This is a genomic window from Nocardioides perillae, assembly GCF_013409425.1.
Taxonomy (GTDB): domain Bacteria; phylum Actinomycetota; class Actinomycetes; order Propionibacteriales; family Nocardioidaceae; genus Nocardioides; species Nocardioides perillae.
Window position 1 is genome coordinate 2,020,199 of record NZ_JACCAC010000001.1, and the last position, 26,955, is coordinate 2,047,153.

25 protein-coding genes and 2 tRNA genes are annotated in these 26,955 nt (G+C 75.5%); 13 read left to right on the plus strand and 14 right to left on the minus strand.

The genetic code is table 11. From position 1 onward, the window contains the following. Window positions 1-48 precede the first annotated feature (48 nt). Genes BJ989_RS09355 through BJ989_RS09370 form a run of 4 tightly spaced genes read right to left on the minus strand, consistent with a single transcriptional unit; the run spans window position 49 to window position 3,521 of the window. Entirely contained in the window at window positions 49-615 is a 567-nt protein-coding gene (locus tag BJ989_RS09355; protein ID WP_179517974.1) for a gluconokinase, read from the minus strand. Next, window positions 602-1,612 (minus strand): metal ABC transporter permease, encoded by a 1,011-nt coding sequence (locus BJ989_RS09360; RefSeq protein ID WP_343049226.1) that lies wholly within the window; start codon window positions 1,610-1,612, stop codon window positions 602-604. The genes BJ989_RS09355 and BJ989_RS09360 overlap by 14 nt, the downstream gene beginning before the upstream one ends. After that, on the minus strand, window positions 1,609-2,448 hold the full coding sequence (locus BJ989_RS09365; protein ID WP_179517975.1) for a metal ABC transporter ATP-binding protein: 840 nt from the start codon (window positions 2,446-2,448) through the stop codon (window positions 1,609-1,611). The genes BJ989_RS09360 and BJ989_RS09365 overlap by 4 nt, the downstream gene beginning before the upstream one ends. Next, complete coding sequence (locus BJ989_RS09370; RefSeq protein ID WP_179517976.1) at window positions 2,445-3,521, minus strand: metal ABC transporter substrate-binding protein; 1,077 nt, start codon at window positions 3,519-3,521, stop codon at window positions 2,445-2,447. Before BJ989_RS09370 ends, BJ989_RS09365 begins: the two co-directional genes overlap by 4 nt. A 64-nt stretch (window positions 3,522-3,585) precedes the next feature. Here BJ989_RS09370 and BJ989_RS09375 point away from each other — a divergent pair, with 64 nt between their 5' ends. From BJ989_RS09375 to BJ989_RS09415, 9 genes are all read left to right on the plus strand, one after another. Continuing rightward, window positions 3,586-3,906 carry an antibiotic biosynthesis monooxygenase gene (locus BJ989_RS09375; protein WP_179517977.1) on the plus strand — a complete coding sequence of 107 codons (321 nt, stop codon included), beginning with the start codon at window positions 3,586-3,588 and terminating at the stop codon, window positions 3,904-3,906. 57 nt (window positions 3,907-3,963) lie between these two features. Beyond that, on the plus strand, window positions 3,964-5,361 hold the full coding sequence (locus BJ989_RS09380) for a glycine--tRNA ligase (protein WP_179517978.1): 1,398 nt from the start codon (window positions 3,964-3,966) through the stop codon (window positions 5,359-5,361). Window positions 5,362-5,401: 40 nt separating this feature from the next. Beyond that, complete coding sequence (locus BJ989_RS09385) at window positions 5,402-6,196, plus strand: hypothetical protein (RefSeq protein WP_179517979.1); 795 nt, start codon at window positions 5,402-5,404, stop codon at window positions 6,194-6,196. After that, entirely contained in the window at window positions 6,193-7,338 is a 1,146-nt protein-coding gene (dusB, locus tag BJ989_RS09390; protein ID WP_179517980.1) for a tRNA dihydrouridine synthase DusB, read from the plus strand. The genes BJ989_RS09385 and dusB overlap by 4 nt, the downstream gene beginning before the upstream one ends. A gap of 199 nt (window positions 7,339-7,537) precedes the next feature. Next, window positions 7,538-8,509 (plus strand): VldE C-terminal domain-containing protein, encoded by a 972-nt coding sequence (locus BJ989_RS09395; protein ID WP_179517981.1) that lies wholly within the window; start codon window positions 7,538-7,540, stop codon window positions 8,507-8,509. A 79-nt stretch (window positions 8,510-8,588) separates the two neighbouring features. Next, entirely contained in the window at window positions 8,589-9,968 is a 1,380-nt protein-coding gene (locus BJ989_RS09400; RefSeq protein ID WP_179517982.1) for a deoxyguanosinetriphosphate triphosphohydrolase, read from the plus strand. Between the two features lie 10 nt (window positions 9,969-9,978). Further along, window positions 9,979-11,892, plus strand: a complete 1,914-nt coding sequence (dnaG, locus tag BJ989_RS09405; RefSeq protein WP_179517983.1) for a DNA primase — start codon at window positions 9,979-9,981, stop codon at window positions 11,890-11,892. Continuing rightward, complete coding sequence (locus BJ989_RS09410) at window positions 11,889-12,437, plus strand: hypothetical protein (RefSeq protein WP_179517984.1); 549 nt, start codon at window positions 11,889-11,891, stop codon at window positions 12,435-12,437. The genes dnaG and BJ989_RS09410 overlap by 4 nt, the downstream gene beginning before the upstream one ends. Window positions 12,438-12,487: 50 nt before the next feature. Continuing rightward, window positions 12,488-12,560 (plus strand) — tRNA-Asn (locus BJ989_RS09415). 101 nt (window positions 12,561-12,661) lie between these two features. Here the strand turns inward: BJ989_RS09415 and BJ989_RS09420 are convergent. Then, entirely contained in the window at window positions 12,662-13,060 is a 399-nt protein-coding gene (locus tag BJ989_RS09420) for a hypothetical protein (protein WP_179517985.1), read from the minus strand. Window positions 13,061-13,232: 172 nt separating this feature from the next. On the opposite strand from BJ989_RS09420, the gene BJ989_RS09425 reads away from it, so the two are divergent. After that, window positions 13,233-13,400, plus strand: coding sequence for a hypothetical protein (locus BJ989_RS09425; RefSeq protein ID WP_179517986.1), 168 nt, complete (start codon window positions 13,233-13,235; stop codon window positions 13,398-13,400). A gap of 31 nt (window positions 13,401-13,431) precedes the next feature. Here the strand turns inward: BJ989_RS09425 and BJ989_RS09430 are convergent, their stop codons facing one another. The 4 genes from BJ989_RS09430 to BJ989_RS09445 form a co-directional block, all read right to left on the minus strand. Next, window positions 13,432-14,217: a PIG-L family deacetylase gene (locus tag BJ989_RS09430; protein ID WP_179517987.1), complete on the minus strand. Its 786-nt coding sequence runs from the start codon at window positions 14,215-14,217 to the stop codon at window positions 13,432-13,434. A 63-nt stretch (window positions 14,218-14,280) separates the two neighbouring features. Then, on the minus strand, window positions 14,281-15,054 hold the full coding sequence (locus BJ989_RS09435) for a hypothetical protein (protein WP_179517988.1): 774 nt from the start codon (window positions 15,052-15,054) through the stop codon (window positions 14,281-14,283). Between the two features lie 124 nt (window positions 15,055-15,178). Continuing rightward, window positions 15,179-15,252, minus strand: a tRNA-Ile gene (locus tag BJ989_RS09440). Window positions 15,253-15,313: 61 nt separating this feature from the next. Next, window positions 15,314-16,468 (minus strand): CDP-glycerol glycerophosphotransferase family protein, encoded by a 1,155-nt coding sequence (locus BJ989_RS09445; RefSeq protein WP_179517989.1) that lies wholly within the window; start codon window positions 16,466-16,468, stop codon window positions 15,314-15,316. Between the two features lie 71 nt (window positions 16,469-16,539). Here BJ989_RS09445 and BJ989_RS09450 point away from each other — a divergent pair, with 71 nt between their 5' ends. Beyond that, window positions 16,540-16,911: a hypothetical protein gene (locus tag BJ989_RS09450; RefSeq protein WP_179517990.1), complete on the plus strand. Its 372-nt coding sequence runs from the start codon at window positions 16,540-16,542 to the stop codon at window positions 16,909-16,911. Between the two features lie 6 nt (window positions 16,912-16,917). On the opposite strand, the gene BJ989_RS09455 is transcribed toward BJ989_RS09450, so the two are convergent. Beyond that, window positions 16,918-17,730: an MBL fold metallo-hydrolase gene (locus tag BJ989_RS09455; protein ID WP_179517991.1), complete on the minus strand. Its 813-nt coding sequence runs from the start codon at window positions 17,728-17,730 to the stop codon at window positions 16,918-16,920. 101 nt (window positions 17,731-17,831) lie between these two features. Between BJ989_RS09455 and BJ989_RS18250 the strand changes: the two genes are divergently transcribed. Next, on the plus strand, window positions 17,832-18,743 hold the full coding sequence (locus BJ989_RS18250; RefSeq protein WP_179517992.1) for a CAP domain-containing protein: 912 nt from the start codon (window positions 17,832-17,834) through the stop codon (window positions 18,741-18,743). Window positions 18,744-18,772: 29 nt separating this feature from the next. Here BJ989_RS18250 and BJ989_RS09465 read toward each other — a convergent pair whose 3' ends face one another. The 4 genes from BJ989_RS09465 to BJ989_RS09480 form a co-directional block, all read right to left on the minus strand. Continuing rightward, the gene (locus BJ989_RS09465; RefSeq protein WP_179517993.1) at window positions 18,773-20,218 is read right to left on the minus strand and encodes a protein kinase domain-containing protein; all 1,446 of its coding nucleotides are present in this window, start codon (window positions 20,216-20,218) and stop codon (window positions 18,773-18,775) included. A 161-nt stretch (window positions 20,219-20,379) separates the two neighbouring features. After that, window positions 20,380-22,749 (minus strand): GNAT family N-acetyltransferase, encoded by a 2,370-nt coding sequence (locus BJ989_RS09470; RefSeq protein WP_343049227.1) that lies wholly within the window; start codon window positions 22,747-22,749, stop codon window positions 20,380-20,382. Beyond that, on the minus strand, window positions 22,746-24,089 hold the full coding sequence (locus BJ989_RS09475) for a SidA/IucD/PvdA family monooxygenase (RefSeq protein ID WP_179517994.1): 1,344 nt from the start codon (window positions 24,087-24,089) through the stop codon (window positions 22,746-22,748). Before BJ989_RS09475 ends, BJ989_RS09470 begins: the two co-directional genes overlap by 4 nt. Further along, window positions 24,086-25,570, minus strand: a complete 1,485-nt coding sequence (locus tag BJ989_RS09480) for a pyridoxal phosphate-dependent decarboxylase family protein (RefSeq protein ID WP_179517995.1) — start codon at window positions 25,568-25,570, stop codon at window positions 24,086-24,088. Before BJ989_RS09480 ends, BJ989_RS09475 begins: the two co-directional genes overlap by 4 nt. A gap of 114 nt (window positions 25,571-25,684) precedes the next feature. Between BJ989_RS09480 and tyrS the strand changes: the two genes are divergently transcribed. Continuing rightward, entirely contained in the window at window positions 25,685-26,953 is a 1,269-nt protein-coding gene (gene tyrS / locus BJ989_RS09485) for a tyrosine--tRNA ligase (RefSeq protein ID WP_179517996.1), read from the plus strand. The last annotated feature ends 2 nt before the right edge of the window (window positions 26,954-26,955 follow it).

Sequence of the window (26,955 nt, forward strand, 5' to 3'; positions counted from 1 at the left end):
CCTCCTGAGGGGTGAGGTGTCAGGCCTCGGTGCCCACGGTGCCGTCCGTCACACCCCTGCGGGCGGTCCCCCCGCTCGGCGCCGCACCGCCGCGAGCGCGAGCTCCACGACCTCTTCCAGGGTGCCGGACACGTCGACGACGGAGCCGTCCTCGTCGGGCTCGAGCGGCTCGAGGGTGGCGAACTGCGAGCGCAGCAGCCCGGTCGGCATGAAGTGGCGCTGCCGGCGGGCCATCCGCGGCTTCAGCACCGCGTAGGGCGCGTGCAGGTGGACGAAGTGCATCGCGGGGACGCCGTCCTCCAGCCGGTCGCGGTAGGCGCGGCGCAGGGCCGAGCAGGTGATGACCGAGCTCGCGCCGGCGCGGGCCCGCTCGCGGGCGCGCGCGTTGACGAGGTCGAGCCAGGGCTCGCGGTCGGTGTCGCTGAGGGGCACGCCCTCGCGCATCTTCTCGACGTTGGCCGGGGGGTGGAGGTCGTCGCCCTCGACGAATTCCCAGCCGAGCCGCTCGGCCAGCAGCAGGGCGACGCTCGACTTGCCCGTGGCGGACACGCCCATCACCACGACCTGGAGGGGGCTCGGCCGTGCGTCGCCGGCCGAGGCGTCAGTGCTCGTCATAGTGCTCCTCGTGCGGCGCGTGGCGGTGCCCGTCGTGCACGTAGTCGACGTGGTCGCCGTGGCGGATCGCGGGGTGGCCGCAGTCGGGTCCGTGCTGGTGCGGGTGCGCCGAGGCCGCCACGACCACCTCCTCCTCGCCCGGCACCTCGGGGAAGGGGCTGCGGGCGCGCTCGCGGTGCCGCAGCCAGCTGCCGATCGGCCAGGTGAGGGCGAAGCAGGCGAGTGCCAGGAGCACGATGGTCGGTCCGGTGGCGACGGTCAGGTCCGCGGCCACCGAGAGGTAGGCCGCCAGCAGCAGGCCGCCGACGGAGGCCCCCACGCCGAGGGCGACCGCGAGGGCCATGGTGCGGCGGAAGGTGCGCATGACCTGCTGCGAGGTCGCGACCGGCACGACCATGAGGGCGGAGACGAGCAGCAGCCCCACGGTGCGCATCGCCACGGTCACGGTCACCGCGGCGAGCACGGCGACCAGCAGGTTGTAGCCGCGCACGCGCAGGCCCGCCACTCGGGCGAAGTCCTGGTCCTGGGCGACGGTGAAGAGCTGGGGCGCCAGCCCCACACCGAGCACGACGACGACCGCGGCGAGCGCGATGGTGAACCACACGTCGCCGACCGCCAGCGTGGTGAGCGAGCCGAAGAGGTACTGGTTGAGCGTGGTCGCGCTCTGCCCGGCCAGGCCGGTGATGAGGATGCCGCCGGCGATGCCACCGTAGAAGAGCAGGGCGAGCGCGACGTCGCCGCTGGTGTGGCCGCGCTCGCGGATGACCTCGATGAGCACCGCGCCGACGACCGCCACCAGCACGGCGGTCCAGGTGGGGGCGGCGCCGGTCCACAGCCCGAGCGCTACCCCGGTGACGGCGACGTGGCCGAGCCCGTCACCCATGAGCGCGAGGCGGCGCTGGACCAGGTAGGTGCCGACGACCGGGGCCGCCAGACCGGTGAACAGGGCCGCGATCAACGCTCGCTGCATGAAGGGCAGCGCGAGCAGGTCGGTCACGGTGCCTCCAGGGGAGCCGCGACGTGCGGGGCGTGGTCGTGGGCGAAGCGGCGGTCGCGCGGGTCGTCGCCCGGCAGCCCGAGGTCGTGGCAGTGCGACCCGTGCGCCTCGTGCAGCGCGACGGCCTCGTCGGCGGCCAGCGGTGCGCCGTCGTGCACCACGCGACCGCCGCGCAGCACGACGGTGCGCTGGACCAGGGGGGCCAGGGGACCGAGCTCGTGGGCCACCAGCACCACGGTCGAGCCGCGGGCGGCGAGCGCGGCGAGGGTGTCGGCCAGCGCCTGCTGGCTGCCGAGGTCGACCCCGGCGGTCGGCTCGTCGAGGAAGAACAGCTCGGGCTCCCCGGCCAGTGCCCGGGCGATGAGCACCCGTTGCTGCTGACCGCCGGAGAGGGTGGAGACCGCGTCGCGGGCGCGGTCGGCGAGGCCGACGGTCTCGAGGGCGTCGTGCACCGCGCGGCGGTCGGTCCGGCTGGCAGGCCGCAGCACCCGGCGTCGGGTCAGGCGCCCGGAGGCGACCACCTCGGCGACCGAGGCGGGCACGCCGCTCGTGGCGCCCGCGCGCTGCGGCACGAAGCCCACGCGGTGCCGGTCGGCGAAGCGCTCCACGGGGGAGCCGAAGAGGGTCGCGCGGCCCCGCGCGAGCGGGAGCAGGCCGGTCATCGCCCGCACCAGCGTCGACTTGCCGGAGCCGTTCGCGCCCATGAGCGCCACGAACTGCCCGGCCGGCACCGCGAGGTCGATGCCGCGGAGCACGGGGCGGCCGCCGAGGACGACGGCGCCGTCGTGCACCTCGGCGACCGGCGCGGTCGGGGTCGTGGGGGCTGCCGGGCTCAACAGCCGTTCGCCGCCTGGAGGGCCGAGAGGTTCGCGCGCATGAGGGAAAGGTAGTCCTCCCCGGCCGTCTCGTCGGTCAGCCCCTCGAGCGGGTCGAGCACGTCGGCCTCGATGCCCAGGTCGGAGGCGAGCGTCTCGGCGGTCTTCGGGCTGACCAGGCGCTCGCTGAAGACGGTGGTGACGCCCTCGTCGGCGATGACGTCCTGCAGCCGGGCGAGGTCGCCCGGGGTGGGCTCGCTGTCGGGGGAGAGGCCGGCGATCGGCTCGAAGTCCAGGCCGTAGCGCTCGAGGTAGGCGAAGGCGTCGTGGTTGACGACGACGGTGTCGCGCGCGCAGGAGGCCAGCCCCTCGGCGTACTCGGCGTCGAGCTGCTCGAGGCGGGTGCGCAGGTCGGCGGCGGCCGCCTCGTAGTCGGCGGCACCGTCGGGATCGACCGCGGCCAGCTCGTCCGCGACGGCGTCGCCCAGGTCGGCCATCCGCTGCGGGTCCAGCCAGAAGTGCGGGTCGAGGTCGCTGTCGCCGTGGTCGTGCCCGTCGCCCTCGGTGTGCCCGTCGCCCTCGGTGTGCTCCTCGCCCTCGTGCTCGGCGTGGTCCTCGGCGCTCTCGCCCGCGTGCTCGCCCTCGTGCTCGGCGTGGTCCTCGGCGCTCTCGCCCGCGTGCTCGCCCTCGTGCTCGCCCTCGTGGTCGTGCGGGTCGTCGGCGACGCGGAGGTCGACGACGTCGGCGGCGTCCAGCACCGAGCCCTCGGCGGACTCGGCGGCCGCCTCGTCGACGGCAGGCTGGAAGCCGTCGAGCAGCAGCACCACGTCGGCGCCGGCCACCGTCGCGGTCTCGCCGACGCCGAGCTCGAGGTCGTGCGGCTCGGCTCCGGGGGAGGTCAGCAGCTCGACCTCGGCCCGGTCGCCCGCGACCTGCTCGGCGACCCATCCCAGGGGGTAGAACGCGGCGGCCACGGTCGGGGCGTCGCCGCCGGACCCACCGGCAGCGGCGTCCCCGTCGGCGCCGAGCGCGGCGCAGGAGGAGAGGGCGAGGGCGAGGGCGGGGACGAGGGCGGAGGCACGTCGCAAACTCATGAGAACGATTCTCGTCTTCGTTCCGGACGGGTGTCAAACCGATCGGGTGCGTAGGGTGCGCCGAGTGATCGTGGTGAACCGCTTCCGGGTGCCCGTGACCGAGGCCGCGGCGTTCCGCGCCGACGTCGAGCGCGCCGCGGCGCTGCTCGCCGGCCGGCCGGGCCACCTCGGCGGCGAGGTGGGGCGCAACGTCGACGACCCCGAGCTGTGGGTGCTCACGACGCGCTGGGAGCACGTGGGCGCCTACCGGCGCGCGCTGTCGTCCTACGACGTGAAGGTCGGGGCGGTCCCGCTGCTGTCCCGGGCCCTCGACGAGCCCAGCGCCTACGAGCGCGTGGAGCCCGGTGCCGCCCTCAACGACCACGCAGCGCGGTCGCTAGGCTGACGCCTTCGTCGGGCCGGCAGCCGGTCGGTCCGCGGACCAGCCTGGAGGAGCTCCACCGTGGCCAAGCCGCCGCCGTCCACCGTCGACCACGTCGTCTCGCTCGCGAAGCGCCGCGGCTTCGTCTACCCGTGCGGCGAGATCTACGGCGGCACCCGGTCGGCGTGGGACTACGGCCCGCTCGGCGTGGAGCTCAAGGACAACATCAAGCGCCAGTGGTGGAAGGCGATGGTGCAGGCCCGCGAGGACGTCGTCGGCCTGGACTCCTCGGTGATCCTGCCGCGCGAGACCTGGGTCGCCAGCGGCCACGTCGACACCTTCAACGACCCGCTGACCGAGTGCCAGTCGTGCCACAAGCGCTACCGCGCCGACCACCTGCAGGAGGAGTACGCCGAGAAGAAGGGTCTCGACGACCCCGACGCGGTCGACCTGGCCGACGTGGCCTGCGCCAACTGCGGCACCCGCGGGGCCTGGACCGAGCCGCGGCAGTTCTCCGGCATGCTCAAGACCCACCTCGGCGTGGTCGAGGACGAGTCCGGCCTGCACTACCTGCGCCCCGAGACCGCGCAGGGCATCTTCCTCAACTTCGCCAACGTCGTGACCTCGAGCCGCCGCAAGCCGCCCTTCGGCATCGCCCAGATCGGCAAGAGCTTCCGCAACGAGATCACGCCGGGCAACTTCATCTTCCGCACCCGCGAGTTCGAGCAGATGGAGATGGAGTTCTTCGTCAAGCCGGGCGAGGACGAGGAGTGGCACCAGTACTGGATCGACGAGCGCACCCGGTGGTACACCGACCTCGGCATCGACCCCGACAACCTGCGCCACTTCGAGCACCCGCAGGAGAAGCTCAGCCACTACTCCAAGCGCACCGTCGACATCGAGTACCGCTTCCGCTTCGCCGGCTCGGAGTGGGGCGAGCTCGAGGGCGTCGCGAACCGCACCGACTTCGATCTCTCCACGCACGCGCAGCACTCCGGCCAGGACCTCAGCTACTACGACCAGGCCGCGGGGGAGCGCTACACCCCCTACGTCATCGAGCCGGCAGCCGGTCTCTCGCGCTCGCTCATGACCTTCCTGGTCGACGCGTTCACCGAGGACGAGGCGCCCAACACCAAGGGCGGCGTCGACAAGCGCACGGTGCTGCGCCTCGACCCGCGCCTCGCGCCGGTCAAGGCGGCCGTCCTGCCGCTGTCGCGCAACGCCGACCTCACACCCAAGGCGAAGGCGCTCGCCGCCGAGCTGCGCCAGCACTGGAACGTGGAGTTCGACGACTCCGGCGCCATCGGCCGCCGCTACCGGCGCCAGGACGAGATCGGCACGCCCTTCTGCGTCACCGTCGACTTCGACACCCTCGAGGACGACGCGGTCACCGTGCGCGAGCGCGACGCCATGACGCAGGAGCGCATCCCGCTCGCCGGCATCAGCCGCTGGTTCGGCGAGCGCCTGGTCGGCTGCTGAGGAGTCGGTGACCGGGCACCCGCTGGTGCAGAATGGCCCGGTGAGTTCTCCGGGGAGGGGCCTGTTCACCGTGCCGCGCGTCACGGTGGTCCTGGCCGTCCTGCTGCTGGCGGTCTCGCTGACCCTCGCGCTGCGCAGCGGGGGCGGCGAGCCGGAGGGGTCCGGCGCGGCTGCGCCCGACCCGGCCGTGTCGAGCCCCTCGTCGACGGCCACCGCGAGCCCGTCGCCCAGCCCGACGGAGACGGCGTACGCCGAGGTCCCCGGCGTGAGCCTCACCGAGCCCGGCACGGCACTGGCCTTCGGTGACGCCGCCACCGTCGCGTGGGAGCCCGACCAGAAGGTGCTGGGCGCCCTCGACGTGGAGGTGCGGGCCGTCGAGCGGGCGCCGCTGCGGGTCTTCCGCGGCTGGCAGCTGCCGCCGGAGGCCGAGTCGTCGGCCGCCTACTTCGTGCGCGCCCGGGTCGAGAACGTCGGCCGCACCGACCTGTCCGGCCGTCGCGCGCCGCTCTACCTCGTCGACGAGACCAGCACCCTGATCCAGCACTCGACCTTCGCCGACCGCTTCCGGGCCTGCCCGAGCACGCCCTTCCCGGCGAAGTTCCGTCCCGGCCGGGCGGTGGACGTCTGCCTGGTCTACCTCGTGCCCGACAAGGGCGACGCCACGGCCGTGAGCTTCCGCCCGACCCAGGACTTCGACCCGATCACGTGGACCGGTGAGGAGACGACCTACCGCCCCGGCGCAAAGCGGCGCGGTCGCGGTGCGCGCGGCCCGGGCGGGACTCAGGGCGGGGCGCAGGGCGGGGCCCAGGGCGAGCAGGGGACCGACGCCTCGTGACGACCACCCTGCTGCCCGACGGCCTGCGCCTCGGGGGGCTGCACGTCGAGACCCCCGTCGTGCTCGCCCCCATGGCAGGCATCACCAACGCGGCCTTCCGCCGGCTGTGCGCCGAGCAGGGGGCCGGGCTCTACGTCTGCGAGATGATCACCTCGCGTGGCCTGGTCGAGGGCGACCAGCACACCCGCGACATGCTCGTCTTCGACGAGGCCGAGCGGGTGCGCTCGGTCCAGCTCTACGGCACCGACCCGGTCTACGTCGGCAAGGCCGTCGAGATCCTCTGCGCCGAGCACGGGGTGGCGCACGTCGACCTCAACTTCGGCTGCCCGGTGCCCAAGGTGACCCGCAAGGGCGGCGGCGGTGCCCTGCCCTGGAAGCGGACGCTGCTGGCCGCGATCCTCGAGCACGCCGTGCGCGCCGCGACGCCCTACGGCGTGCCGGTGACCATGAAGACCCGCAAGGGCATCGACGACGACCACCTCACGTTCCTCGACGCCGGGCGCATCGCGCAGGAGAGCGGGTGCGCGGCGATCGCGCTGCACGGCCGCACGGTGGTGCAGGCCTACAGCGGCCGGGCCGACTGGGAGGCGATCGGCGAGCTGGTCGCCGCGGTCGACATCCCGGTGCTCGGCAACGGCGACGTGTGGGAGGCCGCCGACGCCGTGCGGATGGTCGAGCAGACCGGCGCCGCGGGCGTCGTCGTCGGGCGCGGGTGCCTCGGTCGGCCTTGGCTCTTCCGCGACCTCGCGGCGGCCTTCGCCGGCGAGCAGGTCGCGACGCTGCCCACGCTCGGCGAGGTGCGCGTGATGATGCGCCGCCACGCCGAGCTGCTGGCGACGCACATGGGGGAGGAGCGCGGCTGCCGCGAGTTCCGCAAGCACGTCTCGTGGTACCTCAAGGGCTTCTCCGCCGGCGGCCGGCTGCGCCACGCGCTCGCCCTCGTCGACACGCTGGCGGAGCTCGACGCGCTGCTGGCCGAGCTCGACCCGGCCGAGCCCTTCCCCGTGGGCGAGCTCGGCGCGCCGCGCGGTCGCCAGGGCTCCCCGCGCGCCAGGGTCGCGCTCCCCGACGGCTGGCTCGACAGCCGCGACGGCGTGGTCGCGGTGGCGGCCGAGGGCGCCGCGGAGCAGACCGGCGGCTGAGCCGGTGGCCCGGGGTCGGAGAGGCCCCCGCACGGGTGGGGCCGAGGGTCCCGGGTGAGCACCGACACGTCCGATCCGGGTGGCCGCGGCTAGGACTCTCCTTGCGGGTGTGTTTCACTCGTGACTTCGCGCCGAGGCCGCACCTTCCCCCCGAGGTGGCCCCGGCGTTCCCCTGAACGCGAGACGAAGGACCGACGCAGTGGCAGACATCCGCCACGAGCGGGACACCGCCGCCCGCCACGAGGACCACCCGACCGCCCCCGCCGCCGGCACCACGCCGGGCTCCGGCCGCCGGTTCCGCCGCCCCTCCCGCGCCGCCCTGGTCGCCGCGCCCGTCGCCGTCGTGGCGACCGCCGCGACCGTGGCCGTCGGCGTGGTGGGGTCCGGATCCGCCACGCCCCTGCCCGTCGCGGCCCAGGACTCCGTCGTGGTCGGCGAGCCCCTGGAGCGGGTCGTGCCCGTGAGCCGTGCCGGCCAGCGCCAGCCCGGCCTGCAGCGGGCCTACGACCGCAACGCGCGCCGGGTCGCGCGGGCCGAGGCCCGCGAGGCCGCTGCCCGGGCGACCCGCAAGGCGGTCGCCGCGGCCGACACCCGGCTGTGGACCACCGCGCCGCTCAACCTCTGGACGCTGCCGGGCGGCGACGCCCGCAAGGTGGGCACCCTCGCCGAGGGCCGCAAGGTGCTCGTGACCGGGCGCGCCGCCCAGGGTCGCGAGGAGGTCGTGGTGAAGGGGCTCTCCCGCTGGGTCACCGCGGGCTACCTGACGTCGGAGGAGCCGGCGCCGCCCGTCGAGGAGGTCGCCGCGCGCGCCGCCGCCGGCGACGCCACCTGCAGCAACGGCACGTCGGTCTCCCCGGGCGTCAGCCCCAACGTGGCCAAGGTGCACGCCGCGACCTGCGCGGCCTTCCCGCAGATCACGTCGTACGGCGACTTCCGCAGCGACGGCGAGCACAGCCAGGGCATCGCGCTCGACATCATGGTGAGCGGCGACCTCGGCTGGCAGGTCGCGGAGTACCTCCGCGCCAACCACGCCGAGCTCGGCATCAGCTATCTCATCTACGCCCAGAAGATCTGGTCGGTGGAGCGCAGCGGCGAGGGCTGGCGCGGCATGGAGGACCGCGGGTCCACCACCGCCAACCACTACGACCACGTGCACGTCACCACCTACTGACCGGCTACCGACCGGCTACTGACCGGGCGCGGAGTCGACAGGCCACGACCGTCGGGGGCGACCGCTAGGGTCGCCCCCGATGTCGTCCCCGCCCCCGTCCGCCCGCACCCGCGGCTCCCTGCCCGCCGGTGACGACGGCTACGCCCCGGCTGACCGGCAGCGCTTCGTCCCGGAGCCGCCGAAGCGGGTCGCCGCCCCCGAGCGCACGGCCTTCGAGCGCGACCGCGCGCGGGTCGTGCACGCCGCCGCCTCCCGTCGGCTGGCGGCCAAGACGCAGGTGGTCGGCCCCCAGAGCGACGACTTCGTGCGCAACCGGCTGACGCACAGCCTCGAGGTGGCCCAGGTCGCGCGCGACCTGGCGCGGGCGCTCGGCTGCAGCCCCGACGTCACCGAGACCGCGGCGCTGGCCCACGACCTGGGCCACCCGCCGTTCGGGCACAACGGCGAGCGGCTGCTCGACGAGCTGTCGCAGCCGTGCGGTGGCTTCGAGGGCAACGCGCAGACGCTGCGCATCCTCACGCGGCTGGAGGCCAAGACCTTCCAGGGCGCCCCGGGGCAGCCGGGCGGCGACGTGTCGCGCGGGCTCAACCTCACCCGGGCCACGCTCGACGCCTGCACGAAGTACCCCTGGCCCCGCGCGGTCGCGGAGCCCCCGGGCGGTGTCCACGCCGACGGCACCCGCCGCACGACGGTCAAGTTCGGCGTCTACGACGACGACCGCGAGGTCTTCGACTGGATGCGGGCCGACGTCGCGGGCAGCCGGCAGTGCGTCGAGGCGCAGGTCATGGACCTCGCCGACGACGTGGCCTACTCGGTGCACGACGTCGAGGACGGCGTCGTGGCCGGGCGCATCGACCTCACCCGGCTGCGGGACGCCGGTGAGCGGCTTGCGGTGTGGGCGACCGTGCGCGAGTGGTACCTCCCCGGCGCCGACGACGCGGCCCTGGAGGCGGCCTGGGCCGGTCTGGCCGCCGTGCCGAGCTGGCCGCAGGCGGCCTACGACGGGTCGCGGCGCGCGCTGGCCGGCCTCAAGGACGTCACCTCCGACCTGATCGGCCGCTTCTGCGGCGCCGTGCAGATGGCCACCCTCGCGGCGCACGACGGCCCGGCGGTGCGGCACCGCGCCGACCTCGTGGTCCCGACCTCGACGCTGCTCGAGGTCGCGCTGCTCAAGGGGGTGGCGGCGCACTACGTCATGCAGGCCGACGACCGGGTCGCGGCCATGCGCCGCCAGCGCGAGCTGCTGGCGGAGCTCGTCGACGCCGTGGCCGCGGGCGCGCCGGGCACGCTGGACCCCGCCTTCCGCGCCGACCACGCCGGCGCTGGCGACGACGCGGCCGCGCTGCGCGTCGTCGTCGACCAGGTCGCCTCCCTCACCGACGCCTCCGCGGTCGGCTGGCACGCGCGGCTGTGCACAGGTCGACCGGCGCCCGGCCCGGGAGACCGCGGCGGCCCGTAGACTCCGCGACGTGGCGGGCCGGATCAGGGACGAGGACATCGCGGAGGTCCGCGAGAAGGCCCGGATCGAAGAAGTCGTCTCCGACTACGTCACCCTCCGCAACGCCGGAGGCGGCTCCCGCAAGGGCCTGTGCCCCTTCCACGACGAGAAGTCCCCCTCCTTCCACGTCACCCCCAGTCGAGGGTTCTTCCACTGCTTCGGCTGCCAGGAAGGCGGCGACGTCATCGCCTTCCTGCAGAAGATCGACGGGTTGGGGTTCGTCGAGGCGGTGGAGCGCCTCGCCGAGAAGTACGACGTGCCCCTGCGCCGCGAGGACGGCGACGCCCCGCAGCGACCCAGCGGACCGCAGCGCGGGCGGCTGGTCGAGGCGCACAAGGTCGCGCAGGAGTTCTACGCCGAGCAGCTCGGCACCCCCGGGGACGCGTTGACCGCCCGGCAGTTCCTCGGCTCGCGAGGCTTCGACCAGGCCGCCGCCGAGCACTTCGGCGTGGGCTTCGCACCGCGCGACGGAGAGGCGCTGCACCGCCACCTGCGCGGGCGCGGCTTCTCTTTGGAGGAGGTCACCGTCGCCGGACTGGTGGCAGTCGGCCGGTCGCCCTACGACAAGTTCCGCGGCCGGCTGCTGTGGCCGATCCGCGACGCGAGCGGCGACACGATCGGCTTCGGCGCCCGGCGCATCTTCGACGACGACCGGATCGAGGCGAAGTACCTCAACACCTCCGACACCCCGATCTACAAGAAGAGCACCGTGCTCTACGGCCTCGACCTCGCGCGGCGCGAGATCGCGCGCTCGAGCCAGGCGGTCGTGGTCGAGGGCTACACCGACGTGATGGCCTGCCACCTGGCCGGCGTCGGCACCGCCGTCGCCACCTGCGGCACGGCCTTCGGCGACGACCACGCCCGGGTGCTGCGGCGCTTCCTGCACGACCACGAGGAGTTCCGCGGCGAGGTGATCTTCACCTTCGACGGCGACGCCGCCGGCCAGAAGGCCGCGCTGCGCGCCTTCGGCGGCGACCAGAACTTCGTGTCGCAGACCTACGTCGCGGTCGAGCCGAGCGGCAAGGACCCCTGCGACCTGCGCTTGGCCGACGGCGACGCCGCCGTGCGCGAGCTCGTGGCGCGGCGGGTCCCGCTCTACCGCTTCGTGCTCGGCAACGTGCTCGAGCGCTACGACCTCGACCGCGCCGACGGCCGCGTCGACGCGCTGCGGGAGGCGGCACGCCTGGTCTCCAGCGTGCGCGACCGCTCGAAGGTGGACGCCTTCGCCCGCGAGATCGCCGGCATGGTGGGCGTCGACGTCGAGGACGCGCGCGCCGAGGTGCGGCGCGCGGTCAACCGCGGCCCGGCCCCGGCGCGGGGGCGCCAGGAGGCGCCGCGAGACGCTGCACCAGCGGCCCCGGCCGAGCAGGCGGCGCCGCGCCGCGCGCTGCCGCCCCTCGACGACCCGCGGTTCGCCATCGAGCGCGAGACCCTCAAGCTCGTGCTCCAGCACCCCGGCGCCGTCGGACGCACCGCCGCCGACGTCGGGCCCGACGACTTCACCCACCCCACCTACCGCGCGGTCTGGGAGGCCGTCGCCGCCAGCGGCGGCCCGGCGCAGGGAGCGGTCGACCCGGCATGGGTGTCGCGGGTGAGCCAGGCGGCGGCCGCCGCGGCCTCGACTCCCGAGAGCGCCGGCGCAGTCAGTGCGCTCGCCGTCGAGCCGCTGCGCACGCTGCGCGAGCCCGACGCCACCTACGTCTCGACGCACGTCCACCGCCTGCTCGAGCTGACCGCCCAGCGCCGCATCGCGGACGTCAAGTCGCGCCTGCAGCGCACCAACCCCGTCGAGCAGGCCGCCGACTACAACCGGATGTTCGGCGAGCTCGTCGCGCTCGAGCAGCACCGACGCACCCTGCGCGAGCAGGTCGTGGGGCCGGCGTGAGGCTCCCGACGCGCCGTCGACCGCCCGCCGGCCTGCGCGGCTCGCCCGGGGAGCGGCTGCTGGCCTGGGCCTCCGCCTCGGACGGCTCCGGCGCGGCCGTCGGCGGCACCCGCGACGCGGTGCTGGTGCTGCCCGGCGAGGGCGACGACGTCGTCCGGGTGCCCTGGGAGGCCGTCGAGGCGGCCGACTGGGACGCCGACGAGGGTCGTCTGCGCGTCAGCGAGGTGGGTTCGTGGGGTGAGGTGCGCCCGGTCCACGTCGTCGCGCTCGACGACCCCGACCGCCTGCTGCAGCTCGTGCGCGAGCGCGTGACCGCCAGCGTCGTGCTCCAGCGCCACGTGCGCCTCGCGGGCCGCCGCGGCGTCCGCGTGATCGCCCGTCGTGCGCCTGCCGGCGGGCCGCTGCGCTGGCTCTACGAGTACGACGAGGGCGTCGACCCCGACGACCCCGACGTGCGTGCGCGCGCCGAGGCGGCGCTCGCCGCGGCGCTCGAGGAGGCGGGCGAGGCGGGGCGCCTCGGCCCCCCTGCGGCTGGGCCCACCTGATTTCGCGCGCGCGCGACGCTGTTGCTAGTGTGAGCGCCGCGCGACAGCGGTCCCCTGTAGCTCAATTGGCAGAGCATTCGACTGTTAATCGGAGGGTTGTTGGTTCGAGTCCAACCGGGGGAGCCCTCGAGGGCCCGGCAGCGGAGAGATCCGCGGCCGGGCCCTCTGCTGTCCGCCCTGCGGACCGCCGGTGGGCGAGCGCCGGGTCGTCCTCGCGCCACGCCTCAGTCGGTCGCCAGGCACGCGACGAGTGCCGCGATGCGGCCCGCCCGCTCAAGGGCCTCCCGCACGTCGTCGGGCACCGGCACCACGTCGGGGTCCACCGGGCGCAGCCGGACCCGCACGGCCTTGCCGAGCGGGACGCCGAGCCTGCGGCGCAGGGCCGGGGCGGCGTAGAAGAACGCCCACGGCACGACGTCGGCCCGCGCGATCCCGACGTTGACGGCGACGTCCTCCACGAAGCCCGCGACCCGGCGCGTGCCCGCCGCCGCCGCGGCGGCGACCACGCGCTGGTCGATCTCGACGACGGTGTAGGTGCTCGCTCCCCAGACCAGGGGCCGCAGCGCGGTGTCGTAGGCGACCCACCTCTCGGACGCCTCCGGGCGCTCGGCCGTCACGCCCACCGGCGCACCTCCTCCCGCTGGGGAACGCTGCCGGGGTCAGGCGGGACCAAGGTCCCGACCTCGCCCGCGACCGGGCACGTTCGCCGCACGCTTCTGCAAGGTCCCCTCAAGACGGGCGTACGCTCGCCCGGTCGGGCCGCACGGACGCGGCCCACGAGGGAGGACCGCCATGATGGCTCGCACGACCGCTCGCCGCAGCACCCTGGTCGCCTCGGCACTGGCCAAGGTCGGCGTCGCCGCGCTCCTCGCCGCTGCCGTGCTGGCCGACCCGGTGCCGACCTCCGACGCGCCGCTCCAGGCGCCCACCAGCTCCGCGACCTCGTTCAACGCCCAGCGCTGACCCACGGGTCGGGCCGACCGCCCAGCGCCGGTCACTCGCCCCAGCCCATCGGGAACACCTCGAACGCCGCCGCGAGCGGCGCCCCGAGCCGCTGCCCGGTCGGACGGGCCATGCCCTCGAGGAACTCGCGAGCGTCGAAGTCCTCCCAGCCCAGCCCGGCCACGTAGGCCGCGTGCGCCTCGAGGGAGGCCACGCCCGCGTCGAAGGTGTCCGTCGTGTCGACGGCGTGCGTGGACTGCGGCGAGCCGAACGCCCACACCTCCCGCACGCCGCCCCACGGCTCGAGCGTCCCGGGGCCACCCGCGTCCCCCTCGCCGAGCTGCTCGGGGAAGACCCACCGGTTGCCCGCGTCGCGCACGGCGTCGACGACCGCGCGGCCCACGGCCACGTGGTCGGCCTGGTTGAGCGAGCGACCGCCCCACGTCTCGCGGAAGTTGCCGGTCAGCACGACGTCGGGTCGGTGGTGCCGCACGACCGCGGCGATGCTGCGGCGCAGGGACACGCCGTACTCCAGCGTGCCGTCGGGCAGGCCGAGGAACTCGACGACGTCGACGCCGACCAGCCGGGCGCTCTCGACCTGCTCGCGCTCGCGCACGGTGCGGGCCTCGTCGGGGTGCAGGCCGTCGATGCCGGCCTCGCCGCTGGTGACCATGCAGTAGACGACGTCCTTGCCCTGCCCGGTCCAGCGGGCGACGGCCGCGGCCGCGCCGAACTCGAGGTCGTCGGGGTGGGCCACCACGCAGAGGAGCCGCTGCCACGACTCGTCGAGGGGCTCCAGCGGGTCGGGGGTGCGGTCGGTGCTGTCAGGGGCGCTCACGCCTCGAGCATGCCACCGCGGGCGCGCCGGCCGGCGCCCGTCGGGTGCGCGCCGAGGCGTGCGTCAGGGCAGGATGCCGCCGAGCGTGCCGGCGACCGTGTCCTCGACCAGCGTCACGCCGCCGTCGACGACGTCGCCGACGGGGGAGGGGAGCGCGTCGCGCACCGGCGCCACGGCCGTCTCCACCGGGTCGAGCACGCCCGCGTCGCCGGGCTCGTCGGCCGCGCCGCCGCCACCCGCTGCGTCGCGGCCGTCGCCGCCGTCGGTGCCGTCGGTGCCGTCAGTGCCCACGGTTCCCCCGCGGCTGCCGCTGCCACCGCGGCCGGTGCCGTCGCGACCGCCGGTGCTGCCGGGCTGCGTCGCGGGCTGCGACCCGTCGGCCGCGGACTGCGACCCGTCGGAGGCGGCGCCGTCACCCGGTGCCCCGTCGTCGTCGCGACGCAGCCGCACGCCCGCGACGTACGCCGGCTGGGTGCGGGAGTCGCGCGCCTCGAGGTCGGTCGGGGCCACCGGCCACAGCGTGCGGCCGGCGACGAGCTGCACCGCGGGGACGGCGTCGGCGACCGGGGCGGCCGCCGTCCCGGGTGCGGTGCCCGGGGTGCCTGCCTCGGGGCCGGTCAGCTGCGGGAGCGCGAGGCCGGCGCCGATCGCAGCGGCGGCGAGCCCCACCCCGGCCACCGCCGCGCGGCGCGGCGCGAGCGCCGGCAGACCCTGCACCGGGGCCTCGCGCACGGCGCGGGCCAGTGCGGTCGCGCGGTGGCGACCCGGGCGTGCCGCGCGGTGGCCGGGCGCGGGGTCGGCGCCGACGTCGGCGTGGCGGGTGCGGGGGAGGTCCATGGGTCTGCTCCTGGGGGTGGGCCCGGTCGGACTGCTCCGTGCCCCCTACCCGCGGTGAACCGACGGCGAACGTGACGTGGCTCACCCGTGGGCCGGCCCCGGTCGACGCGCGGGACGGGCGCTGTGGGGCGGGTGGGGCTCGAACCCACGACCCAGGGATTATGAGTCCCCTGCTCTGACCGGCTGAGCTACCGCCCCGGGTGCCGCAGAACCTACCGCGCGTCGCCGCAGCGCGGGCGCGGGGTGGGCCGCGGCCGGGTCACGCCGTGATGGCGTCGTCCGTGCCGGCGAGGGCCTCGCCGGGGCCGCCCAGCAGGCGGTCGCGCAGCGCGACCAGCTCGCCGACCGCGTCCAGGAAGCGCACCGTGCTGTCGCCGACCTGCAGGTCGTCGAAGTAGTGGTGGCGCATCGCGACGCGGGCGAGGTGGTGCTCGTCGTGCTCGAGGCGGGCCGTCAGGAGCGCGGTGAGGTCAGGGAGCACGGTGGCGTCGACGACGTCGGCGCAGCGGCTGACCGGCACCTCCTGGCGCAGCCGCTCGGCGTCGTGGTGGCGGTCGGTGAGGAAGATCGGCTTGTCGGTGCGCAGGTAGAGCCAGTCGAGCCCGACCGAGGAGACGTCGGTGACCATCGCGTCGCAGTCGGGGATGACCGCGAGGATGTCGCCGACCGTGACCGCCTGGTGGCCCGCCGCCGGGTCGCGCCGGTCGGCCTCGGCCAGCAGCGCGAGGACCTGCTGGTGCGCCTCCCGCACCGCCGGTGTCCGGCTGGTGGTCACCTTCGGGTGCGGCTTGTAGACCAGGCGAGCGTCGGGCACGTCGAGCACCGCGCGCGCGATCGCCGGGCCGAAGACGTCGACGGAGGTGTAGTCGTTGTACTCCGCGTCGCCCTCCCACGTGGGGGCGTAGAGCACGGTGCGGCGCGGGCTCGGCGCCAGCACCGGTGCCGGGCGCAGGTCGAGCTGTGGCCGGCCGACGCGCACGAGCCGGTCGGTGTCGAAGAGCAGCAGACCGGCCGCGTGGCGCTGCACGGCCGCCTCGCCGGCGACGAAGACGCGGTCGTAGGCCTTGGCGTTGTTGCTCGCCATCGACTGCTTGTCGCTCTCACCGTGGTTGACGTGCACGTGGAGCTTGCGCCCGTCGAGGAGCGACTGGAAGTTGAGCACCGAGTTGTTGCAGTAGAGCACGACGCGGGCGTCGAGCGCGGCGTACAGCTCGGTCAGCTCCGGGAAGCTCGGAGCCACGAGGACCGGCAGGTCGGTGCGGGTGCGCACGAGCGCGGCCGACTCCGGGTCGCGCAGCACCAGGCCGACCGGGTGCTGGGCGTCCAGCAGCTCCAGGACCGGCAGCCACTGGACCAGCTGGTAGGTCCGGGTGACGTCGTCGGCGAAGTAGGCGATGACGGAGACCTCGTGCACCAGCGGATCGTACGGCCCGCGGGCCCTGCGGGACGAACGGGCGGTGCGGGGTGCCCGGCTAGCCTCGCCGCATGGAGCAGACCCTGAGCCGCCTCGCCGCCGCCGGCACCGCCGGGTACGCCGTCTACGCCCTCGCCGCGCCCGGCCACCTGGCCGACGCGCTCGAGGCGAGCGGATCCGAGCGCGACGCCTACGACCTGCTCGCGCAGGCCTTCGGGGTGCGCGACCTCGCGATCAGCGGCCTGGCGCTGCTCGGCCGCAGCGCGCGCACGGTGCGCACCGCCCAGAAGGCCCGCATCGCGTGCGACCTCGGCGACGCCGTGCTGCTCTCACGTCGCGTCGACGACCCCGACCTGCGCCGCAAGGTGCTCGCGGTGACCGTCGGCTGGGCGTCGCTCAACGCCCTCGCGCTCGTGCTCGACGGTCGGCGCTCCGCCGCCTGACCGGCCTCAGGGCGCGAGCGGCACCGTCGCGCCGCGCTCGACCGTGCGCACCTGCGTGCCGAGGTCGCGGGCGCGGCACGCCGCGAGGAAGTCCGACAGCGGCGAGCGGAAGACCGTGTAGTCGTCGTGGTGCACCGGCACGGCCACGCCCGGGCGCAGCAGCTCCAGGAGGTCCGCGCCCTGCTCGCCGTCCATGGTGACGAGCACGCCGAAGGCACGCGTGCCCCCGAGGTGCAGCACGGCCGCGTCGAGGGGACCGCACCGCTCGACCACCTCGGCGAGCCAGGGCCGGCACAGGGTGTCGCCCGACAGGTAGGTGCGGAACGGGCGCTCGCCGCCGGTGTCGAGCTCGAGCACCGTGCCCATGACGGGCGGCAGCACACGGCGCAGCGGGCCCGGGGCGTGGACGCCGGGTGCGGCGGTGAGCCGCAGGCGGGCGCCGTCGCGCTCCAGGTCGACGTGGTCCCACGTGTCCAGGCCCGACGCGGCGGCGAAGCCCCACCGGCGCAGGGTGCGCGCCGACGCCGGGGTGGTGTGCACCGGCAGCGAGCGGTCCAGCCGGTCGCGGGCTACCCGGTCGAAGTGGTCGCCGTGCAGGTGGGAGAGGACCACCGCGTCGAGGGGCGGCAGGTCCTCGGGCTGCAGGGACGGCTCGGTCAACCGCTTGGAGGACAGGCCCTTGCCGAGGTAGGCGCGCTGCCCCCGGTGCAGGAAGTTCGGGTCGGTCAGCAGCGTGAACGGCCCGAGCCGCAGCACGGTGGTGGCGGTCCCGACGAACTCGAGGGTCGGGGACGGGGTGGGTGACGGGGCGGGCGGCATGGCGGGAGGTACCCCGGGGCGGGACCGGTGATCGGGGACCTCTGACCCCGATCGCGCCGTTCGCCTGCGGGCGCTGGTCCAGACCCCTACGATCGAGCGCCGTGACCCCCCGCACGCCTGTCCCGCCTGCCCGCACCACGCGTCGCGTGGTGACCGGTCGGTGGTCGGCCCGGGTGGTGGCGGCGCTCCTCGGCCTCCTCGGCGGTCTGTTGGCCGGGCCGATGGCGACCGAGGCCGCGCGCGCCGCCGACGCGTCCCCGGTCCCGACGACGGTGCGCGGCTGGTCGACCTCGACGTGGTCGGTGCCGCAGGGCCGGGTCGCGCGGGTGGCCGTGCGGGTGCGCACCGGGGACCGCTGGGCCACGCGCCGCGCGGTGCTGCAGTTCCGGCCCACCGGGGGTCGCTGGACCCGGGTCGACGCCGAGCGCACGCAGCGCGACGGTCGCGTGGTCCTCGGCTGGACGGTGCAGGGCTCGGGCGCCGTGCGGGTGCGGGTGCCGGCGACCCGCACCGCCCGCGCCGTCACCACCCGCGGCCGCCGGGTCGAGGCGGCCGGTGCCCGGTCCTCCTCGACCGGCCTCGACGGGCGTGCCGACCGGTTCGAGTCGGCCGTCTTCCGGCTCGTCAACGAGCTGCGTGCCCAGGGCACCCGCTGCGGCAGCGCCTGGATGGCGCCCGTGCCGCCCGTCGTGCGGCACGCCCGCCTCGACGAGGCGGCCTCGGCCTACGCTGCCCGCCTGGCCCGCGAGGACTACTTCTCCCACGTCGACCCCCAAGGACGCGACGCGGGTGACCGCGCCGAGGCCGCCGGCTACCGGTGGAGCCGCGTCGGCGAGAACCTCGCCGCCGGCCAGGACACGCCCGGCGACGTCGTGCAGGCGTGGCGGGGCAGCCCCGGTCACTGCCGCGTGATGATGGGCGAGTGGGTGCACCTCGGTCTGGGCTTCGCCCACGACGAGGCCTCGACCTACGGCGAGCACTGGGTGCAGGTGTTCGGCGTGCCCCAGCGCTGAGGCCGGGGCCCCGAGGCGACGCGCGGGCCTCAGCCCTCGTCGGCGATGAGCAGCTCGCCGTCGACCTGCGCGAGCGTGAGCCGCACCTGGTCGGTCGTGCGGCCGCCGCGCTCGGTGCGGTACTCCACGGTGTAGTCCACCGTGAGGGTCGCGGGGTCGGCGGTGACCTCGCGCAGTCGCGCGTCGCGCACCGTCGACCAGAAGCCCTCGTAGTCGCCGAAGCCGCCGCTGGCGTCCTGGAAGGCGGGCGTGAGCCGCTCCCAGGTCGAGGCGGGGTCCTCGGTGACCGTGTCGAGGTAGTCCTCGACGAACTCCTCCATCTCCTCCGCCGTCGGCGGCGGGGGCTCCGGTGAGCCCGAGGGCTCCGGTGTCGGGGACCCGTCCCCACCACCGGCCGGTCCGCTGCTCGGTGACGCGGCCGGGGTGCCCTCGCCGCCGCCGTCGAGGAGCGCGACGAGCCCGGCGCCGAGCAGCACCACCACGAGCGCGGCCAGCACGAGCAGGACGGGGCGGCGGCTCGCGGCGGCCGCGCCGGGCGGCTGCTCCGCCGTGGCGGTCGGCGCCGCGGCCGTCGTGGTGCCCGGTGACGCCGCCGGGACCGGAGGTCGCGCCAGGACCGCCGTCGCAGGGGCCTCCGCGGCGGCCCGGCCCGCCAGCGCGGCGGGACCGCCGAGCAGCACCTCGCGCACCCGGGCCGCGGACCAGCGCTGCGCCGGGTCGGTGGCCATCGTGGCCTCCAGCACCGGGGCCAGCCATCCGGCGCGGGCCGGGTCGAGCCGCGGCGGGTCCTCGTGCACGATGCGGTAGAGGGCGCCGACGACGTTGTCGCCCACGTCGTATGGCGGGTGCCCGGCGAGGGCGTGGAAGAGCGTCGCGCCGAGCGACCACACGTCGCTGGCCGGCGTCGCGGCCCGGCCCGACGCGGCCTCCGGGGCCAGGTAGGCGGGCGACCCGGTCACCAGGCCGGTCGCGGTGAGGGAGGCGTCGGCCTGGGCCCGGGCGATGCCGAAGTCGGTGATCTTGACGTGGTCGTCGTCGGTCACCAGCAGGTTCGAGGGCTTGACGTCGCGGTGGACGATGCCGGCCTCGTGGGCCACGGCGAGGGCGTCGGCCACCTGGGCCAGCAGCGCCGCGGACCGCGCCGGCCCCAGCGGCCCGTCGCGGTGCACCAGCCCGGCGAGCGTGAGGGAGGGGACGTGCTCCATGACCAGCCACTGCTGGTCGTCCTCCACGACGAGGTCGAAGACGGCGACGACGTGCGGGTGGTTGAGCATCGCGGCGAGGCGCGCCTCGCGCTCGGCCCGGGCCAGGTCGACCCCCGTCGCCCCTGCCGCTGCCCCGGAGGGCGGGGCCAGGCCGAGCCGCTTCACCGCCACGGCGCGCCCGAGCACCTCGTCGCGGGCCAGCCACACCGCGCCCATGCCGCCCCGCCCGACCTCGCGCTCGAGGCGGTAGCGGCCGGCCACCACGCTCACCACGACCGCTCCCGGTGCCGGGCGTGCACCGCGTGCGGGGACACCGCGTGCAGGGACAGGGCCCCGGGGCGGCGCGGGGGGAGGGGCGGGCGGGACGCGACGGGTCGGCTCATCGCTGCCGATCGTAGGTCGCGACCCGCCCGCTCCCACCTCCCGGCCGGTCACGCCCCCGGCGGGCGCAGCGGGTTGGGCAGCTCGCCGGCCAGCACCAGGGCGCTGGCGGGGTCGCCCAGGTCGACCATCTCGGTGTGGTCGCGCAGCTGGAGGCGGTTGAGGCACAGCCGGCGGAAGGTCGGGGCGAGCACCCCTGTGCCGGCCAGCCGCTGCCGGGCCCCGGGATGCTCCTCGACGTGGTCCTCGACGCTGGCACGGACCTCCTCCCAGAAGACGTCCGCCCGCACCACCCCGTCCTCGTCCAGGACGGCGGCCAGGAAGCGCAGGAAGCCGTCGAGCACGTCGGCGTGGACGGCGAGCGCCTCCTGCTCGACCGGCACGGAGTCGACCACGACCCGGCGCACCTCGGGCGGCAGCGTCGCGCGCACCTCGTCGGGGGTCCGACCGCCCCGCGGGAAGAGCGCGACCTCCTCTCCGACGTCCTTGAAGACCGCCCGCACCGGCACGTGGTCGCGCCACACCAGCAGCACGTTCTCGCCGTGCGGCATGAAGACGAGGCCGTGCTGGGCGAAGCAGTGCACCACCGGCACGAGGTAGGCGCGCAGGTAGGCGCGCAGCCACGCGCGAGGCGCGAGGCCGGAGGCCCGGATCCTCGCGGCCGCGAGCGAGCGGCCCCCGCCGTCGACGTGCAGCAGGGCGGCCATGGTCGTCGCGGCCTCACCGGGCCCCAGGCGGGTCGCGACGCTCTCGCGCCACAGCGCCGCGAGCGCCTTGCGGCCGTGGCTGCCCTCCACCCGGCGGTGGTGCGGGTGGCGGTAGCCCACGGCCGCGACCTCGCGCAGCACGGAGAAGCCGAGGTCCTGCAGGACCGGGTCGGCCCTGACGAGGTCGTCGACCCAGGTGTTGATCGCCGGTGTCACCGCCACGTAGTCGGCCGACAACCCCCGCACGAACCCCATGTTGACCACCGAGAGCGCCGTCTTGACGTAGCAGCGCTCCGGTCGCGTGACGTTGGCGAAGGTCCGGATCGACTGCTGCGGCTGCAGCTCGTCGCGACCCTCGCCGAGGTCGACGAGGGCCCCCGCCGCGACCTCGGGGGCGAAGGTCACCGCCACCTTGTGGCGCCACTGCCAGGGGTGGCACGGCACCAGCCAGTACGCCGCGGGGTCGAGGCCCCGCGCCTCGAGCCGTCCGCGCAGCGCGCCGAGCTCGTCGTCGTCGAGCTCGGTGGCCAGCAGCGCGTCCTGGTCCTCGAGGCCGGGCACCCCGGCGTAGACCGCGCGGTCGCGGCGGACCGCGAGCCACCGCAGCCGGACCCGGCTGCCGGTCTCCGGGGCGTAGGCGGCGTGGTCGTCGACCGAGAAGCCGGTGCGGCCGTTGTTGGCCCAGAAGGAGGGGTGGCCCTCCGTCATCGCCGCCTCGGTCTGCTGCAGGCCCGCGGCGAGCAGGTCCTCGGCCGTGGGGGCCGTCGCGCGCAGCTTCCAGGCCCGGCCCGCGAGGGTGGCCGCGACCTCCTCCAGGTAGGTCGCGAGCATCGGCTCGGGGATGCCCAGGGTGCGCTGCAGGTCGAGCACGAGCTGCTCGGCGTCGGGCGCTGTGGTGCACACGGTGCCGTCGGGCCGCTCCTCGACCCGCACGACGCTGTGGGCGTCGACCACCCAGTGGTCGAGGGGCAGCAGCCGTGCGCGGAAGCGCCACGCGACCGTCGGGTCGTCGCCGGCGACCTCCCAGCCGTCGCCGGCGGGCACGGGGCGCAGCACCTGCTCGTGCGCCAGCTCCGAGAGCCCCTTCGCCACCTGCTCGCGCTGGGCGCGGGCCATCCGCCCGGGCGTGAGGTGCCCGGCCTCGCCCGGCACCCGCGTCGCCGCCTCGAAGGCCGCGCGGGTGCACGTCGACAGCAGTGCGGTCTTGGTCGGCAGCGCCACCTCGCCGACCACCTCGAAGCCGACGGCGGCGTTCAGCCGGTGCACCGCGACGTTGCGCACGTCGGGCTCGACGACGACGCGGCGCACGGTGGGGTCGGTGAAGCAGTGCGCGAGCACCTCCGTGATCGCCGCGCGGGTGAAGCCGGGCACGTGCCGCTCGGGGGGCGCGCACAGCAGGTGCATGCCCCGGTCACCAGGCCGCACCTCGAAGGACTTCGCCAGCGGGTGGGAGGAGGGGTCGTAGGTCTCCAGCAGGAAGGCGGGCTCGCCGTCGAGCAGCCCGAGCCGTGCGTGGGAGCCGGGGGTCGCCAGCACCGCGGCGTACTCCCGGCCGACGTCGTCCGGCGTGGCGCCGGTCATCTCCCAGAAGCGCGCGTGGGGCGAGGTCACCCAGCGGTGCAGGAGCGCGACGTCGTCGGGCAGCCGCACGGGGCGCGTCGTCATCCGGGCCCGCAGCGCGGCGGCCTCGGCCTGCGGGGTCCGCGTGCTCACGCGACCACCCCGCTCGGCGCGGGTGCGGGCTCGGCGCAGGCCGGCACCCCGAACTCCTGGAAGGCCACCCGCTGCTCAACGGGGTACGGCGCGTGCCCGAGCACCCGCTCCAGGATCACCGAGCTGCGCCACGGTCCCATCCCGAGGTCGGGGGCGTTGATGCCGTGCGTGTGCAGCTCGGCGTTCTGCACGAAGACGCGGTGCTCGTCGTCGACGGTGAAGTCGTCGGCCACGTCGTAGCGGCCCTCGCTGTCCCACCGCAGGCGGTCGGCGACGGGGGCCAGGAAGGCCGGCACCTCGTAGCGGTAGCCGGTGGCCAGCAGCAGGGCGTCGGTCGTCGTCGACCACCGCTGACCGCTCTCGGTCTGCTGCAGGGAGAGGCGGTGCCCGCCCGTGGCGGTGGGCTCGAGCCCGGTCACCTCGGTGGCGGCCACGAGCAGCGGCGCGGTGGCGCGGCCCGCGGCCACGTCGAGGGAGCGCACGTAGAGCTGCTCGTGCAGCCGGTCGACGAGGTCGGCGCTGATCCCCTTGTGGAGCGGGGCGTGCGAGGCGAGCAGTGCCCGGCGCCGCCCGGGCGGGAGCGACCGGACGTGGGCGCTGTGCTCGGGCGAGGTCAGCTCGAGCGTCAGCTTGGTGTACTCCATCGGGTAGAAGCGCGGTGACCGGGTCAGCCACCGCAGCTGCGCCTCGGGTCGCATGCGCACGAGCAGGTCGCTCACCACCTCCGCAGCGCTCTGCCCGCTGCCCACGACCGTCACGTCGTCGTGTGTGAGCAGCTGCTCACGCGCCGCGAGGTAGTCCGCGCTGTGCCACGACGGCCCGGCGGCGGCCGCGAGGGGTGCGGGCACGTGCGGCACGGTGCCTACGCCGAGCACGAGGTGGCGCCCGCGGTGCTCGGTGACCGAGCCGTCGCGGGGGTCCACCGCCCGCACGACGTACGTCGTGTCCCCGGCTCCGTCGACCTCGTGGCGGACCTCCTCGGCCCGCTGGTGGAACCGCAGGGAGGTCAGGCGACCGGCCGCCCACCGGCAGTAGGCGTCGTACTCCCGTCGCAGCGGGTAGAACGACTCGCGCACGTAGAACGGGTAGAGCCGCCCCGTGTCCTTGAGGAAGGCGAGGAAGGAGAACGGGCTGGTCGGGTCGGCCATGGTGACGAGGTCGGCCAGGAAGGGCACCTGCAGCGTCGACTCCTCCAGCAGCATGCCGGGGTGCCAGGCGAGCTCGCCGCGCGCCTCGAGGAAGACGCAGTCGAGGTCGGGCAGCGGCTCGGCCAGGCAGGCCAGGCCGAGGTTGAAGGGGCCGACGCCGACGCCGACGACGTCGTGCACGCCGGCGCTCACGCGACCACCCCCAGGTCGGCGGTGCCACGGGCCGTCTCGGCGTGGAGGGCCGTCGCGGCGTGGTCGCGCACCAGGTCGACGACGTGGCGCACGTCGGCGAGGGTGGTGGCGGGGTTCAGCAGGGTCAGCTTGAGCCAGGTGCGCCCCCGGTAGGTCGTGCGGGCGACCGCGGCCAGGCCGGAGGCCACGAGCTCGTCGCGCGCGGCGGTGTTGACCCGGTCGAGCACGAGCGGGTCGACGCCCGGTGCCTCCCACCGGAAGACCACCGTGCTCAACGGTGTGCCGTCGACGACCTCGAAGTCCGGGTCGGCCACGAGCGCGGTGCGCGCCTCGGCGGCCAGGTCGACGGTGGCGTCGAGCAGCTCGCCCAGCCGGTCCGCGCCGAGCACGCGCAGGGTGCACCACAGCTTGAGCGCGTCGAAGCGGCGCGTGGTCTGCAGGCTCTTGTCGACCTGGTTCGGCAGCTGCGAGACCGACTCGGCCTCGGGGTTCAGGTAGGCCGCGTGGTGCGTCGCGTGCCGCAGCGTGCGGCGGTCGGCCACCAGCAGCGCGCTCGCGGCGACCGGCTGGAAGAAGGTCTTGTGGAAGTCGACGGTGACCGAGTCGGCGCGCTCGGTGCCCGTGAGCAGGTGGCGCCGCCGGCGCGAGGTGAGCAGCCCTCCGCCGTACGCCGCGTCGACGTGCAGCCACACGCCGTGGCGGCGGCACGTGCGCCCCACCGACGGCAGCGGGTCGACCACGCCGAGGTCCGTCGTGCCCGCGGTCGCGACCACCGCGGCGACGGTGCGACCGGCCGCGGTGAGGTCGGCGAGGAGCCGGTCGAGGTCGCCGGTGTGCATCCGGTCGTGCTCGTCGACCTCGGTCTCGACGACCGCGTCGGGCACGAGGCCGAGCAGCCCGGCGGCCGTGCGCGCGCTGAAGTGCGCGTGGGGTGAGGTGACCACGACGAGGTCCTCGAGGCGCGCCCCGCGGGCCCGCGCCTCGTCGCGGGCGAGGAGCAGGGCCTGCAGGTTGCTCTGGGTGCCGCCGGAGGTGAACACCCCGTCGGCCCCCGAGGGCAGGCCGAGGCGCCGCGCCGTCCAGTCGACGAGGTGGCGCTCCATCGCCGTCGCCGCTCCGCTCTGGTCCCACGTGTCCATCGAGGAGTTCACCGCGCTCGCGACCACGTCGGCCATGACGGCCGGGAGCGCGACCGGGCAGTTGAGGTGGGCCTGGTAGTGCGGGTGGTGGAACCACACCGCGTGGTCGAGGTAGAGCGCCGAGACCTCGGCGAGGGTCGCAGCCGGGTCGCCGAGCGGGGCGTCGAGGTCGACGCCGCGGACCGCGGTGGCCGCTGCGGTGGGCGTCGTGCCCGAGAACGGCCGGTCGGCCGCGGCGAAGGCCCGCACGACCGCGTCGCGGGCCAGGTCGAGGTGGGTGACGAGGTCGTCGAGTGCGCCTGCGTCCAGCAGGGCCGGCGGGGGAGTGGCTTCCGAGAACATGCACGCTCCTGTCAGGTTAGGTGAGGCAAACCTAACCTAACCGGTGCGGCGCGGTCGCGGCAGCGTGCGGCAGACTGGCGCCCGCACGCCCGACCCACGACAGGAGCACCCCTCGTGACCGCCCCCACCGTCCTCGACGACCTCGAGTGGCGCGGCCTGGTCGCCCACTCGACCGACACCGACGCGCTGCGCGCCGCGCTGGCGGAGGGGAGCGTGCGGTTCTACGTGGGGTTCGACCCGACCGCGCCCAGCCTGCACATGGGCCACCTCGTGCAGATCCTCACCGCGCGGCGGCTGCAGGACGCCGGGCACGCGCCGTACGCGCTGGTGGGCGGCGCGACCGGCATGATCGGCGACCCCAAGGAGTCCGGCGAGCGGGTGATGAACTCCCCGGAGACCGTCGCCGAGTGGGTCGAGCGCGTGCGGCGCCAGATCGAGCCGTTCCTCTCCTTCGAGGGCGACAACGGCGCGCAGATGGTCAACAACCTCGACTGGACGCAGGAGGTCTCGACGATCGAGTTCCTGCGCGACGTCGGCAAGCACTTCCCCGTCAACCGCATGCTCGCCCGCGACGTCGTGCGCTCGCGCCTCGAGAGCGGCATCAGCTTCACCGAGTTCGCCTACGTGCTGCTGCAGTCGATGGACTTCCTCACCCTCCACCGCCGCCACGGCGTCACGCTGCAGATCGGCGGCTCCGACCAGTGGGGCAACCTCACCGCCGGCGTGGAGCTGATCCGGCGCGCCGACGGCGCGAAGGCGCACGCGTTCGTGACGCCGCTGCTGACCAGGTCCGACGGCACCAAGTACGGCAAGACCGAGGGGGGAGCGCTCTGGCTCGACCCCGAGATGCTCTCGCCGTGGTCCTTCTACCAGTTCTGGCTCAACGTCGAGGACGAGAAGGTGCCCGAGCTGCTGCGGGTCTTCAGCTTCCGCAGCCGCGAGGAGATCGAGGCGCTCGAGGCCGAGCACGCGGAGAAGCCCTTCCTGCGCGCAGGCCAGCGGGCGCTCGCCGAGGAGGTGACCTCGCTGGTGCACGGCGCCGAGGAGACCGCCCGCATCCAGGCCGCCGCGGCCGCGCTCTTCGGCGGCGGCGACCTGCGCGGCCTGGGCGGCTCGACCCTCGGCGCCGCGCTCCGCGAGGCCGGGTCGGTGCAGGTCGAGGGCCCGCTGCCGGGCGTCGTCGACCTGCTGGTGCGGACCGGGCTCGCCGCCAGCAAGGGCGAGGCGCGCCGCACGGTCGCCGAGGGCGGGGCCTACCTCAACAACGAGCGCGTCGAGGACCCCGACCTCGTCCCGGGGTCCGAGGACCTGGTCGACGGCTGGCTCGTGCTGCGCCGGGGCAAGAAGAAGCTGGCCGGCGTCGAGGTCGTCGGCGCGGGCTGAGC

Excerpts from the sequence above, each read along its gene's own strand:
- BJ989_RS09355 (WP_179517974.1), bottom strand. The coding sequence starts at position 615 with ATGACGAGCACTGACGCCTCGGCCGGCGACGCACGGCCGAGCCCCCTC.
- BJ989_RS09370 (WP_179517976.1), bottom strand. The coding sequence starts at position 3,521 with ATGAGTTTGCGACGTGCCTCCGCCCTCGTCCCCGCCCTCGCCCTCGCC.
- BJ989_RS09400 (WP_179517982.1), top strand. The coding sequence starts at position 8,589 with ATGTCGTCCCCGCCCCCGTCCGCCCGCACCCGCGGCTCCCTGCCCGCC.
- BJ989_RS09425 (WP_179517986.1), top strand. The coding sequence starts at position 13,233 with ATGGCTCGCACGACCGCTCGCCGCAGCACCCTGGTCGCCTCGGCACTG.
- BJ989_RS09435 (WP_179517988.1), bottom strand. The coding sequence starts at position 15,054 with ATGGACCTCCCCCGCACCCGCCACGCCGACGTCGGCGCCGACCCCGCG.
- BJ989_RS09450 (WP_179517990.1), top strand. The coding sequence starts at position 16,540 with ATGGAGCAGACCCTGAGCCGCCTCGCCGCCGCCGGCACCGCCGGGTAC.
- BJ989_RS09455 (WP_179517991.1), bottom strand. The coding sequence starts at position 17,730 with ATGCCGCCCGCCCCGTCACCCACCCCGTCCCCGACCCTCGAGTTCGTC.
- BJ989_RS09480 (WP_179517995.1), bottom strand. The coding sequence starts at position 25,570 with ATGTTCTCGGAAGCCACTCCCCCGCCGGCCCTGCTGGACGCAGGCGCA.